Raw genomic sequence first — 12,670 nt, 5'->3', positions numbered from 1 at the left:
GAAAGGACCGGACGATGGTAGATAACGTCATCGCGGTACGCGATATCGGTAAGGCGTTCGCTGGCGTTCAAGCGCTTGATGGCATCACCTTAGAGATCGCTCCCGGAGAGATTCACTGTCTCGCCGGAGAGAACGGCAGTGGCAAGTCCACGCTGATCAAGGTCATGTCTGGTGTGCACGCCCCCGATACCGGAACCATCGAACTGAACGGCAAAACGTTCTCGAAGCTGTCGCCCATCGAGGCGATCTCGAACGGTGTTCAGGTCATTTATCAAGACTTCTCCGTTTTTCCGAACCTCACGGTGATGGAAAACCTGGCGCTCAATGCCGAACTCGCCGCCCACCGCACTTTCGTGAGTTGGAAGCGGATGCGGGCTGTCGCTGAAGAGGCGATCGCCAAAATCAACTTCACGATCGACCTTGACGAAAAGGTCGGCCAGCTTTCTGTCGCGCAGAAGCAACTCGTTGCTATCTCCCGCGCTCTCATGAGCGACGCAAAACTCATCATCATGGATGAACCAACCACGGCTTTGACGAAGCGAGAGGTTGACGCGCTCTTTGCCATCATCCTCGATCTCAAGGCCCGTGGAATTGCGACGCTGTTCGTGAGCCACAAGCTGGACGAAGTGTTCGAGATCAGTGAACGCTTCACGATCATCCGCAACGGTAAGTCGGTTATCACGTGCTTGCCAGAGGAACTGGATCACGCGACGTTCTCGCACCACATGACCGGCCGCGAGTTCGACGACGACCACTTCGTTCCTGAGCACGTCTCCGAAGAGCCCATCTTGGAAACGCGGGGACTGGGCGTCGATGGAGCGTTTGCGGATGTCGACCTTACGCTGCGCAAGGGCGAGATCCTGGGCATCACGGGTCTGCTGGGCTCCGGCCGCACGGAACTCGCGCTCTCCCTCTTCGGCTCGAAGCCCGCTAACTCGGGCGAGATTCTGATCAACGGCGAAGTCGTCGAGGTGAGCAGCGTGCGCGCCGCGATCGCTCACGGTATTGGCTATGTTCCCGAAGACCGCCTCACTGAAGGTCTCTTCCTCGAGCGTTCCATTAGCTCGAACATCGTGATCTCCGAGATCGATTCGTTCGTCTCGAAGTTCGGGGCACTGGATCAGCGCAAGGCGGATGCCGAAGGTCAGCGCTGGGTCGACGAGCTCAAGATCGCAACGCCCAACCCTGCTAACCCGGTAAACACGCTCTCCGGAGGAAACCAGCAGCGCATCGTGCTCGCGAAGTGGCTCGCCACTCACCCGAAGATTTTGATTCTCAACGGCCCGACGGTCGGTGTCGATATCGGATCGAAGCACGACATCCATCGCATTCTCCGCTCGCTTGCCAGCGAAGGTCTCGGCGTCATCATCATCTCCGATGACATTCCTGAGGTCATCCAGAACTGCAACCGGGTCATGGCGATGAACGCAGGACGAATCGTGGCGGAAATCGACCCGCGCACGACGACCGAATCCGAGCTCGCTGAGCTCATGTCGAAAGACCCGAGCACTATTGACGGGAAGGGCTGAGATGGCCAAGTTAGTGCGAAAGCTCACTAAATCAAACGAGTTCTACCTGCTGCTCGTCATCATCGTGGTGAGCATTGTCATCCAGTTGCGAAGCGGACAGTTTTTCTCCGCCAACAACCTGGTCGACCTTGCCAACGCGATGGTCGTTCCCGGCATCTTCGCGGTCGGTGCCTTCATGGTGCTGGTCGCCGGCGGAATCGACGTCTCGTTCCCGGCGCTCGCCTCGCTCTCGGTCTACGCGACCACACGAGTGTTGGTGGATGCCGGCTACACCGGGGGAGTGTGGCTACCGTTCCTGATGGTCATTGTGGTCGGCGCCATCCTCGGTGCCTTCAACGGACTCTTCACCTCGAGGTTCGTGGTTCCCGTGCTCATCATTACCCTCGGTACCGCGAGCGTCTTCTCGGGAGTCATGCAGGGGGTTTTCAAGTCGGTGCAGATCCCGAACCTGCCTGCCGGGATGAGCGAGTTTGGGCGGTCGACGCTGTTCGTGGCTAAGAACCCCGAATCCGGTCTTACTTCCAACATGCCGATGGCCTTCCTCATCTTGGTTGCTGTTGTTGCCGTTGCCTTCGTCGTGATGAGGTACACCACCTTCGGCCGCGGCCTCTACGCGATTGGCGGCGACGAAAGTGCTGCTGCTCGCGCAGGCTTCAAAGTACGCAAGATCAAGTTCTGGCTCTTCGTCATTGTGGGAATTATCGCCAGCCTCGCTGGACTGGTGCGCACAAGCATGATGGACCAAATGCATCCGACGAACCTGCTCGGTATGGAGCTCATGGTCATCGCGGCGGTCGTGCTCGGCGGCGCCTCCATTACAGGAGGAACCGGAACACTGACCGGAACGATGCTGGGCACGCTGTTGATTGTGATCGTGCAAAACAGCATGATCCTGGTCGGCATCCCCACCTTCTGGCAGGGCTTCGCGCTCGGCACCCTGATCCTCGTCGGAACAGGTATTTCGGCCGTGCAACTCACCCGATCACGCAAACGCGCACCCGCGCTGGTTCAAGGATAGGGACGGCCATGTCAGCTCTTACGACTCTTACGCCTCTTCGGGATCGTCTCACTCGCGACCCCCACGTCACGCGCCTCGCCGTGATTCTCGTTCTGCTCTTGACGTTCTTCATGCTCGTCAAGACGAAGAACTTCTTTGGAATCGCCACGTGGCAGTCAATGGCTGTGCAGTTCCCCGAGTTTGGCCTCATGGCTCTCGGTGTGATGCTCACCATGATCATTGGAGGGATCGACCTCTCCGTGGTCGGTGTCGCCAACATGACGGCCATCGGCAGTGCGACGCTCATGATGTCGATCGCGCCCACCGGCTCCGACAGCCCCCAGGGCTACCTTGCCGTTGTCGCGGCGATCGCGTTCTCGCTCATAGTGGGAGCGATAGCCGGAGCTTTCAACGGGTTCCTGATAGCCAAAGTGAAGATCCCGGCCATTCTGGTGACGCTCGGAACGTTCGAGCTCTTCACGGGTATCGCGGTCATCATCACGGGAGGAAAGCCCGCCAGTGGCCTTCCCGCCCAGTACGGCGAGATCATGGCGCAGCGTGTCTTCGGAATCATTCCGATGCCGCTCATCATCTTCGTCCTCGCCACTGTCGTGATCGCTCTGATCATGTACAAGACTGCATTCGGTACCAAGCTCTACATGCTCGGCTCGAATGAAACAGCGGCACAGTTCAGCGGGCTCAAAACCGACAACCTCATCATCCGTACCTACATGACCTCGGGCATTTACGCCGCGGCTGCCGGTCTCGTGATGCTGGCCAACTACAACTCGGCGAAGGCTGACTATGGCTCCACGTACACACTGCTCGCAGTGCTCATCGTGGTGCTGGGTGGTGTGAACCCGAATGGTGGATCAGGCCGACTGTCGGGAGTGATCCTCGCGGTCGTTGTGCTGCAGGTTCTCTCGTCGCTGCTCAACACCTTCCCGAACATCAGCAACTTCTACCGCCCGCTGATCTGGGGTGGAGTGCTGCTTCTCGTCATCGTGGTCAACCAATGGACTAAAAAGAACAGGCTCTCTCGCCTCTTCGGTGTGAAAGGAAACAAATCATGAAGCTGACTAAAGACCGCCACGTTGTTGTGGGTGCTGACTTTGCAGGATTCCCCCTCAAAGAGGCCGTCAAGCGCCACCTTGAGGCGCGCGACTGGACTGTCACCGACCTGACCCCCACTCTCGACGACGCTCCGATGTACCAGCGAGCTGGCTTCATGCTCGGAGCCAAGCTTGCCGAGGGCGAGTTCGAGAAGGCTCTCGCATTCTGTGGCACCGGAATGGGCATCCACGTTGCGGCGAGCAAGGTGCCTCACGTGCACGCGGCCGTCTGCGAAAGTGCGCCATCGGCGTTGCGTGCGGCCACGGCGAACAACTGCAACCTTATGGCGATGGGCGCCTTCTACATTGGCCCGCGCCTCGGAATGGCAATGGCGGATGCGTTCCTTGAGAACAGCTTTGGCGACGGCTACGAGAACTGGGAAGGCTTCGGCGAGTACCACATGGTCGGTTATGAAGAGTGCGAAAACTTCGACTACCAAGCCTACAAAGACAACGGTTTTGAGATCGTCGACGAGCGCAACGTTGCCATGGGGCCAGAGCCTCGCGGCCTCGCTTACTAACCGATCGACAGCCAGAGGGAGACACATGGCGAAGGTATTGCTCGCAGGAGAGTCATGGTCGACGACGTCGATCCACACGAAGGGTTTTGACTCCTTTGTCACTTCCGCGTACGCCGAGGGGGCAGATGATTTCATCGCTGCGCTGAAGTCAGCGGGTAACAGCGTTGAGTTCCAGCCCAACCACGTTGCGGCCGAACGATTCCCGACTACCGCTGAGGAGCTCAGCCAGTACGACGTTGTCGTGCTCAGCGACATTGGGGCTAACACGCTCTTGCTGCCCAACGGCGTCTTTGCCAAGGGCGAGCGGATTCCACATCGCCTCGAAGTGTTGGCGCAGTGGGTGCGCGACGGAGGATCGCTCTTGATGGTTGGCGGCTACCTCAGCTTCCAAGGCATTGAAGCGAAAGCGAACTACCGCAATACAGCTCTCGCGAGTGTGCTTCCCGTCGAAATGGAAATCGGCGACGATAGGGAGGAGACGCCGCAGGGCGTCGAAGCGACCTCACTGGACAATCACCCCGCGACCGCAGGGCTACCGACCTCTTGGCCAGCAGTGCTCGGCCATCACCGTTTGGTCGCACGGGGCAGCGCGCAGACCCTCGCGACCGTTGGCGACTTTCCACTTCTTGTCGTGGACGGAGAAGGCTTAGGTCGAGTCGCGGCCTTCGCCAGCGACATGGGACCGCACTGGTTGCCGACCGAATTCTTGGAATGGGATGGCTTTGCCCCCCTGTGGAACCAACTCATCGCATGGCTCGCACGCGAGTCAGACTAAGTACGGGGCACGTAGATTAAATGGTGGGCCATGTTGTTGCTCTCGATTGTGGCGCGACCAGCGGCCGAGTAATTCTGGGCGAAGTCGGCCCCAACCAGCTGCGCACGGCAACCCACGCACGCTTCGCTAACCGTCCGGTCAACGTGCGCGGCCGACTGCACTGGGATGTTCTTTCCCTCTGGCAGGGCGCTCTCGACGGACTCGCTTCGGCTATCCGAGAAGTGCCCACCGTGTCGTCGATCGCGACTGACACCTGGGGAGTGGACTACGGGCTGCTGCGCGATGGGCAGTTGCTCGGCAATCCGCGGCACTACCGCGATGAACGGACCGGTGCCGCGATTGAACACGTGCAGTCGACGCGCTCGCAGGCTGAGCAATACGCGGCGACGGGCATCCAGTTCATGCCGATCAATACGATCTACCAGCTTGCGGCCGATGCAGCGGATATGCGACTCGAGCTTGCCGACACCGTGTTGCTCATGCCCGACCTTCTTACCTACTGGTTAAGCGGGGCACGCATCGCCGAGACCACCATGGCCTCAACGACCGGGCTACTTGATGTGCACACCCGACAGTGGAGCGACGACCTGCTTACTGCCGCCGGAGTACGGCGCGAAATGGTTCCTGACCTCGTGATCCCGGGCACTCGTGTCGGTGAGCTGGACTCGGATGTCGCGAGCCAAGTGCGCGCGGAGTCACCCATCGAGGTGGTTGCGGTTGGTTCGCACGACACGGCGTCGGCGGTGACGGCGATCCCGATGCAGCCGCACACCGCAGCGTTCATTTCGTGCGGCACGTGGGGGCTCGCTGGTGTTGAACTTGAGAACCCGGTGGTTACCGAGGCCGCACGAACCGGTGGCTTTACGAATGAAGTCGGCGTTGACGGTCGCATCCTCCTGATGCGCAACGTGATGGGGTTGTGGATTCTGAGCGAAACCGTGCGCCAGTGGGAAAGCGACGGCGATGCCATCAGCCTGCCCGAACTCATCGGGGCAGCCTCCGCTGTCTTACAACCCATGCCCGTGGTGGATGTCGATGACCCCCGATTCTTGGCGCCGGGCAACATGCCTCAACGAATCACTGAGTGGTGCGGGGAACGCGGCATCCGCCCACCGGGCAATCGTGCCGAAATGGCCAGGTGCATCATCGAATCACTGGCACAGGCGTTTGCGGATGCCGTCCTCAGCGCCGGCTCGCTCGGCGCTGTGCCAGTGGAGACCATCCACATCGTCGGTGGTGGATCTCTCAACCGGTTGCTGTGTCAGCGCACGGCTGACCGTGCGGGCATCCCCGTTCTCGCGGGGCCGGTTGAAGCGACAGCCTTGGGAAGTGTGCTTGTTCAAGCCCGCGCGATGGGACACATCTCGGGCAGTCTCGACTCGCTCCGCGATCTCGTACGACACACGCATCACCCGGTGAGCTACACCCCTCGCTAAAACCGCACCCTTCCCTGAATTCGCCTCACCCCTGAATTCGCCTAACAAAGGACTGAAAGATGACCGCACGAATTGCTCCCGACCTCGTTAGTGCCGACCTGCTTGGGCTCACCACTCGCCTCGGCCTGCCCGAACGTGATCTCGTGATCCTCGCTGAAGGAAACACAAGTGAGTTGGTCTCTGACGGCACGATCATCGTTAAAACCTCCGGTTCATCAATGCAGAACGCAACCGCAGCGAACTTTGTAAGCGTCGAAATTGAACCGCTACTCGAGGTGCTGCGCGATCCGAATGCGAGCCAGGACCGTTTGACAGTCGAACTGGATGCTGGTGAGGTGAACGGCCAGCGGGTGCGGGCATCTATCGAGACTCTCATTCACGTGGCCGTGCGCGCTTATGCGCCGGCGCGGTACGTCGTCCACACCCACCCGACCGCGGTCGTTTCGTTGCTCGCGAGCGTGCACGCTGAAGCCTCGTTCGTCGATGCCGTTTACTCAGACGAGCTGATGGTTCTGGGTCGTAGTCTCTACATTCCTTATGCTCAGCCCGGTATCGAACTTGGCAAGCTGTTCTTGACACGACTCGGCGAGCACGTCGAACAATATGGCGAAGTGCCGTCGCTGATCCTTCTCGGAAACCACGGCATTGTCGCGATTGCTGACACGGCTGAGGGCGCTGAGGCGATTTCCCTGATGGCGGTCAAGAGTGCCCGGGTTCGTCTCGGTGCGTTGCAAGCCGGCGGAATCGCCAGTTTGAGCGCGGAAGTGACTGCCCACTACTTCGACCGCCCCGACTTCCGTGAGCGCCGTGCTGCTCTCACGGGCACCACCAAATAGTCGCTTCGGCGTTTGCCGCCGGGCCGCAGTTCCGCTAGTGTTGACCCTTGGTGTCTGCACTATAGGGTGCGACATCCGATCATGAGCCCTCCAACCGGCATTGTTTCTACTGAAACGACCATCGGAGCGGGATTCACGAACACCTCACTCGATCAATGAAAGCAGCACTATTGTGACGCGTACATATTCGCCCAAGCCCGAAGACGTCAAGCGGGAATGGGTCATCATCGACGCCGCCGACATCGTTCTCGGTCGTCTCGCCAGCCACGCAGCCATCTTGCTTCGTGGAAAGCACAAGGCCACCTTTGCTCCTCACATGGACATGGGTGACTTCGTCATCATCATCAACGCTGAGAAGGTTGCCCTCACCGGTTCCAAGCTCGCGAAGAAGAAGGCTTACCGCCACTCCGGTTACCCGGGTGGGCTCACGGCCACCACGTACTCCGAGATGTTGGAAAAGCACCCCACGCGCGCCGTTGAAAAGGCCGTCCGTGGAATGCTCCCCAAGAACTCACTCGGTCGCGCTCAGCTGTCCAAGCTGAAGGTTTACGCCGGTACTGAGCACCCTCACGCTGCTCAGCAGCCGACTCCGTACACCCTCACCCAGGTCGCTCAGTAGCGCCCGCGCTTTACTAAGCAAAGATAAAAGGACTTATTACAGTGGCTAAGATCGAAGATTCAATCACCGAGGGCGCACCCGAGTCGTACACGACCGAGTCGGCTGCAGTTGAGGCGCCCAGCGCACCTCGCCCCGTTCTCACCGTCCCCGGCGCAGCCGTCGGACGTCGCAAGCAGGCAATCGCCCGCGTGCGTCTCGTTCCCGGTTCGGGCACCATCACGGTCAACGGCCGTGAGCTCGCCGAGTACTTCCCCAACAAGCTTCACCAGCAGCTCATTAACGACCCGTTCAAGGTTCTTGACCTGCTCGGTGGCTACGACGTCATCGCACGCATCACCGGTGGTGGCCCCTCGGGTCAGGCCGGCGCCCTACGTCTCGGTATCGCTCGTTCGCTCAACCAGATTGACGAAGAGAACAACCGCGCGATCCTGAAGAAGCATGGCTTCCTTTCCCGTGACGCTCGCGTCAAGGAGCGTAAGAAGGCTGGACTCAAGAAGGCCCGTAAGGCTCCGCAGTTCTCGAAGCGCTAACCCGCTTTCCCTGCTAGCAGCAACGCATGGCACGTCTTTTTGGTACAGATGGTGTTCGCGGTTTAGCGAACAGTGATCTTACTGTCGAGCTTGCGCTCGGCTTGGCCCAGTCGGCAGCAGTCGTCCTGGGTCAGGGCCGAGTTGCTGATGGTCGGCGCGCTTCAGGCCGACGACCGGTTGCAGTTGTTGCACGCGACCCCCGCGTATCCGGCGAATTTATTTCCGCCGCGGTATCCGCGGGGCTCGCGAGCTCGGGTGTCGATGTATTCGACGCTGGAGTAATTCCCACCCCGGCAGCAGCATTCCTCGTTGCCGATTTCAAAGCCGACCTCGGAGTCATGATCTCCGCGTCGCACAATCCCGCTCCCGACAACGGAATCAAATTCTTTGGTCAGGGCGGCACCAAACTTCCCGATGAGGTCGAAGACCGCATCGAAGCAGCCCTCACCGCACCGAGTCTCGCTCCCACCGGTATTGAGGTTGGTCGCATCCGCCGTTTTGCCGATGCCGAAGACCGCTACGTAGTGCACCTCTTGTCGACACTTCCTAACCAGCTCGCGGGCATCCACGTCGTTCTCGACTGTGCTCACGGCGCGGCCGCTGGTGTTTCGCCACAGGTATTTACGGATGCCGGTGCCAAGGTCACCGTGATCGGTGCAGATCCCGACGGCATCAACATTAATGAGGGTGTTGGATCGACGCATCTCGACAACCTGGCCTCCGCAGTGCTCGCGCACGGCGCCGACGTCGGCATCGCCCACGACGGTGACGCTGACCGGTGCCTCGCCGTGGACAAAGAGGGCAACATCGTCGATGGCGACCAGATCATGGCAATCCTCGCTGTCTCGATGGCCGAACGTGGCGTGCTGCAGGACCGCACGCTCGTCGCGACGGTGATGAGCAACCTCGGGCTTCGCCGCGCCATGGCCGAGAACAACATCAAGATGCTCGAAACCAAGGTCGGTGACCGATACGTTCTCGAAGCACTCGGCGAGCACGGCTTGTCCCTCGGCGGAGAACAATCTGGCCATGTCATCATGACCAAGTTTGCGACCACCGGCGACGGCATCCTTACTGGACTTCACCTCGTGGCTGAAATGGCTCGCACCGGCAAAACACTGGCCCAATTGGCTGCGGTGATGACGGTTTACCCGCAGGTTCTTGTGAACGTGCGCGGGGTTGACCACCACGCACTCGGTTCCAATGCGGCCATCGCCGACGCGGTTGCAGCTGTGGAAGCTGAACTGGGCGACACTGGCCGTGTACTTTTGCGGGCATCCGGCACCGAGCCCATGATTCGTGTCATGGTCGAAGCCGAGCACCATGAGATCGCTCAGCAGATGGCCGAGCGCCTGGCCGCTGTTGTGCGTGCAGAACTCAGCAACTAACGAGTTTTCTCGCCGCATCGGTCGCTCTCGATAGTGCGCTTGTGCGCCCGGCGAGGGAGCAGCGTTCTAGGTCTTGCGCAGCAGAACCTTTGACACCGCGTGGTTTGCATCCTTGCGCAAAATGAGCGACGCCCGTGGTCGGGTGGGCCGAACATTCTGGATGAGGTTGGGTTCGTTGGTGCGCTTCCACACTTCTTGGGCGCGTGCCCGGGCTGCGGTCTCGCTGAGATCGGCAAAGCGGTGAAAATAGGATCGTGGATTGCTGAACGCACCGCGCTGTAGCCGCAGGAAGCGTTCCTCGTACCAGTGCGCAATGTCGCTCGTGCGAGCATCCACATAGATCGTGAAATCGAAGAGATCGCTGACGGCGAGGCTATTGCCGGGGCTTGGTGGTTGTAGCACGTTGAGACCTTCGACGATGAGCACGTCGGGTTTGCGCACGGTTACGGCCGCATCCGGGATGATGTCGTAGGCCAGATGGGAGTAGAACGGGGCGCGCACAACGGGCTCGCCGGCTTTGATTTTGCTGACGAAGCGCAGCAGCGCCCGACGGTCGTAGCTTTCGGGGAATCCCTTGCGTTCAAGGATGCCGCGGCGTTCGAGCTCAGCGTTGGGGTGCAGAAAGCCGTCGGTCGTGAGAAGTTCGACGCGTGGGGTGCCTTCCCAGCGGGAAAGAAGCTCGCGGAGCAGCCGGGCGATGGTGGACTTTCCGACGGCGACGGATCCAGCGACTCCAATAACGAACGGCGTGCGTCCGGTGGATGCTCCCAAGAACTGGGTGGTTGCGGAGTGGAGTTGTCGAGCGTTCTCGGCATAAAGGTTGAGGAGGCGGCTGAGGGGGAGATAGACCTCAGCGACTTCGGTCAGATCGAGTTCGTCGCCAAGTCCGCGCAACTCAATGAGCTCCGCCTGGGTGAGGGGAACTTCCATCTTGGGAGCAAGTTCAGCCCAATCGCTCCGATCGATTTCGAGAAAGGGAGAGATGTGACCGTGTCCGGAGCCATGTTCATGCATTCCGAACATCCTATCGGCGCACGGATACCCAGCTGGGGGAACTAAACTCGTATCCATGTGTGGAATCGTCGGTTACGTAGGTAACGAAAAAAGCCTTGAGGTTCTCCTCGGCGGTCTAAAGCGTCTCGAGTACCGGGGGTACGACTCCGCCGGTGTCGCGATCATCGATGAAGCTGGAGTGCTCGGAACGCGCAAGCGTGCTGGCAAACTGCAGATGCTGTTGGATGATCTTGAAGCCGAGCCTCTGGGCAACGGTGCCACTGGTATTGGCCACACTCGTTGGGCTACCCACGGTGGTCCCACCGATGTGAATGCTCACCCGCACTTGAGCCGCGACTCCAAGCTCGCGCTCATTCACAACGGCATCATCGAGAACTTCTCTGAGCTCAAGAACGAGTTGCTGCTCGACGGTGAAACGTTCATTAGCGAGACCGACACTGAGGTTGCGGCCCTTCTCATCGGGCGAGAGTACGACAAGACGGGTGACCTCACTGCTGCGATGCAGAGCGTCGTTTCGCGTCTCGAGGGTGCTTTCACTCTCCTCGCCGTGCACCAAGACCAGCCACGCGTTGTTGTTGGCGCTCGCCGCAACTCTCCGCTCGTGATCGGTTTGGGCGACGGCGAAAACTTCTTGGGCTCCGACGTTGCGGCTTTCGTGGAGTTCACTCGTCGCGCGGTTGCGATTGGCCAAGACCAGATCGTCACGATCCGTCCCGACTCTGTCGACGTCATCGACTTCGAAGGCAACACGGTTGAGGTCGAAGAGTTCGATATCGCGTGGGACGCCTCAGCATCCGAAAAGGGTGGTTGGTCGAGCTTCATGGCTAAAGAAATCAGCGAAGAGCCGGATGCCGTTGCCAACACCATTCTTGGTCGCGTTCAGGATGGGCTGGTCAAGCTCACCGAATTCGAGCCGCTCGGCGATGAGGTTATCGCGAACATCGACCGCATCGTTGTAGTTGCGTGTGGAACTGCGTCCTATGCCGGCATGCTGGGCAAGTATGCCATTGAGGCGTGGGCGCGCGTTCCTGTCGATGTTGAGCTCGCTCACGAGTTCCGCTACCGCAACCCGATTCTCACAGATCGCACGCTTGTGATCTCGATCAGCCAGTCTGGCGAGACCATGGACACGCTCATGGCGGTCAAGTTCGCTATGGAGTCCGGCGCGAAGGTTGTCTCGGTGTGCAACACGCACGGCGCAACGATTCCGCGTGAATCGCACGCTGTTGTCTATACGCACGCTGGTCCTGAGGTTGCTGTGGCATCCACGAAGGCTTTCGTTGCTCAGGCCACGGCGTTGTACCTGATCGGTCTGCACATTGCGGGCGTGCGCGGCACACTTAGCGATAAGGAGATTCGCGAGAATGTGGCCGAGTTGCAGGCTATTCCTGACAAGATCTCTGAGGTCTTGGTGACCTCGCAGTCGATCAAGCAGCTGGCTCATTGGATGACAGATACCCAGTCGGTGCTCTTCCTCGGTCGCCACGTTGGCTACCCGATCGCCCTTGAGGGCGCGCTCAAGCTCAAGGAGCTCGCGTACATTCACGCGGAGGGCTTCGCTGCTGGCGAGCTCAAGCACGGTCCGATCGCGCTCATTGAGCCCGGTCAGGTCGTCTTCGTGATCGTTCCGAGCCCGCGCGACCCCAACTCTTTGCACAAGAAGGTTGTCTCCAACATTCAGGAGATCCGTGCTCGGGGCGCTCGCGTTATCGCTATCGCCGAGAAGGGTGACGCCGCTGTGCTTCCCTTCGCCGATGAGGTCATCCCGATTCCGTTGGCTGGCTCGTTCTTTGAGCCGCTGCTTGCTGTCATTCCGTTGCACATCTTCGGCATGGAGCTTTCTGCTGCGAAGGGACTCGACGTCGATCAGCCTCGCAACCTCGCGAAGTCTGTCACCGTCGAATAGGTTTCAC

The 12,670-nt window shown here is 59.9% G+C and carries 12 protein-coding genes; 11 read left to right on the top strand and 1 reads right to left on the bottom strand.

The features are described 5' to 3' along the window. Positions 1 to 14: 14 nt before the first annotated feature. The 10 genes from I6E56_RS05910 to glmM all read left to right on the top strand — a co-directional run bounded on the left by I6E56_RS05910 (position 15) and on the right by glmM (position 9,743). A complete protein-coding gene (locus I6E56_RS05910; RefSeq protein WP_197136691.1) occupies positions 15 to 1,529 on the top strand; it encodes a sugar ABC transporter ATP-binding protein in 1,515 nt (504 codons plus the stop codon). Between the two features lies 1 nt (position 1,530). Further along, positions 1,531 to 2,547 carry an ABC transporter permease gene (locus tag I6E56_RS05905; RefSeq protein WP_197136690.1) on the top strand — a complete coding sequence of 339 codons (1,017 nt, stop codon included), beginning with the start codon at positions 1,531 to 1,533 and terminating at the stop codon, positions 2,545 to 2,547. Positions 2,548 to 2,555: 8 nt separating this feature from the next. Continuing rightward, a complete protein-coding gene (locus I6E56_RS05900; protein ID WP_197136689.1) occupies positions 2,556 to 3,599 on the top strand; it encodes an ABC transporter permease in 1,044 nt (347 codons plus the stop codon). After that, positions 3,596 to 4,159 (top strand): RpiB/LacA/LacB family sugar-phosphate isomerase, encoded by a 564-nt coding sequence (locus tag I6E56_RS05895; protein WP_197136688.1) that lies wholly within the window; start codon positions 3,596 to 3,598, stop codon positions 4,157 to 4,159. Before I6E56_RS05900 ends, I6E56_RS05895 begins: the two co-directional genes overlap by 4 nt. A gap of 25 nt (positions 4,160 to 4,184) precedes the next feature. Then, on the top strand, positions 4,185 to 4,934 hold the full coding sequence (locus tag I6E56_RS05890; protein WP_197136687.1) for a glutamine amidotransferase: 750 nt from the start codon (positions 4,185 to 4,187) through the stop codon (positions 4,932 to 4,934). A 20-nt stretch (positions 4,935 to 4,954) separates the two neighbouring features. Next, positions 4,955 to 6,370, top strand: coding sequence for a rhamnulokinase family protein (locus I6E56_RS05885; RefSeq protein ID WP_197136686.1), 1,416 nt, complete (start codon positions 4,955 to 4,957; stop codon positions 6,368 to 6,370). Between the two features lie 59 nt (positions 6,371 to 6,429). Further along, positions 6,430 to 7,206 (top strand): class II aldolase/adducin family protein, encoded by a 777-nt coding sequence (locus I6E56_RS05880; protein ID WP_197136685.1) that lies wholly within the window; start codon positions 6,430 to 6,432, stop codon positions 7,204 to 7,206. 172 nt (positions 7,207 to 7,378) lie between these two features. Beyond that, entirely contained in the window at positions 7,379 to 7,825 is a 447-nt protein-coding gene (gene rplM, locus I6E56_RS05875; protein WP_010203785.1) for a 50S ribosomal protein L13, read from the top strand. 41 nt (positions 7,826 to 7,866) lie between these two features. Continuing rightward, positions 7,867 to 8,355 carry a 30S ribosomal protein S9 gene (gene rpsI, locus I6E56_RS05870; protein ID WP_197136683.1) on the top strand — a complete coding sequence of 163 codons (489 nt, stop codon included), beginning with the start codon at positions 7,867 to 7,869 and terminating at the stop codon, positions 8,353 to 8,355. A gap of 26 nt (positions 8,356 to 8,381) precedes the next feature. Next, positions 8,382 to 9,743 carry a phosphoglucosamine mutase gene (glmM, locus tag I6E56_RS05865; protein WP_197136681.1) on the top strand — a complete coding sequence of 454 codons (1,362 nt, stop codon included), beginning with the start codon at positions 8,382 to 8,384 and terminating at the stop codon, positions 9,741 to 9,743. A gap of 66 nt (positions 9,744 to 9,809) precedes the next feature. Here glmM and coaA read toward each other — a convergent pair whose 3' ends face one another. Then, positions 9,810 to 10,757, bottom strand: coding sequence for a type I pantothenate kinase (gene coaA / locus I6E56_RS05860; RefSeq protein ID WP_231606256.1), 948 nt, complete (start codon positions 10,755 to 10,757; stop codon positions 9,810 to 9,812). A gap of 55 nt (positions 10,758 to 10,812) precedes the next feature. Between coaA and glmS the strand changes: the two genes are divergently transcribed. Then, positions 10,813 to 12,663, top strand: coding sequence for a glutamine--fructose-6-phosphate transaminase (isomerizing) (glmS, locus tag I6E56_RS05855; protein ID WP_197136679.1), 1,851 nt, complete (start codon positions 10,813 to 10,815; stop codon positions 12,661 to 12,663). Positions 12,664 to 12,670: the final 7 nt, after the last annotated feature.

The organism is Salinibacterium sp. NK8237 (assembly GCF_015864955.1).
Lineage (GTDB): Bacteria > Actinomycetota > Actinomycetes > Actinomycetales > Microbacteriaceae > Rhodoglobus.
Note: the sequence above shows the minus strand (reverse complement) of the source record. Positions and strands in the feature narration are given on the sequence as shown.

Coding starts and splice junctions, on each gene's coding strand:
- I6E56_RS05910 (WP_197136691.1), top strand. CDS start 15: ATGGTAGATAACGTCATCGCGGTACGCGATATCGGTAAGGCGTTCGCT.
- I6E56_RS05905 (WP_197136690.1), top strand. CDS start 1,531: ATGGCCAAGTTAGTGCGAAAGCTCACTAAATCAAACGAGTTCTACCTG.
- I6E56_RS05900 (WP_197136689.1), top strand. CDS start 2,556: ATGTCAGCTCTTACGACTCTTACGCCTCTTCGGGATCGTCTCACTCGC.
- I6E56_RS05895 (WP_197136688.1), top strand. CDS start 3,596: ATGAAGCTGACTAAAGACCGCCACGTTGTTGTGGGTGCTGACTTTGCA.
- I6E56_RS05890 (WP_197136687.1), top strand. CDS start 4,185: ATGGCGAAGGTATTGCTCGCAGGAGAGTCATGGTCGACGACGTCGATC.
- I6E56_RS05885 (WP_197136686.1), top strand. CDS start 4,955: ATGGTGGGCCATGTTGTTGCTCTCGATTGTGGCGCGACCAGCGGCCGA.
- I6E56_RS05880 (WP_197136685.1), top strand. CDS start 6,430: ATGACCGCACGAATTGCTCCCGACCTCGTTAGTGCCGACCTGCTTGGG.
- glmM (WP_197136681.1), top strand. CDS start 8,382: ATGGCACGTCTTTTTGGTACAGATGGTGTTCGCGGTTTAGCGAACAGT.
- coaA (WP_231606256.1), bottom strand. CDS start 10,757: ATGCATGAACATGGCTCCGGACACGGTCACATCTCTCCCTTTCTCGAA.
- glmS (WP_197136679.1), top strand. CDS start 10,813: ATGTGTGGAATCGTCGGTTACGTAGGTAACGAAAAAAGCCTTGAGGTT.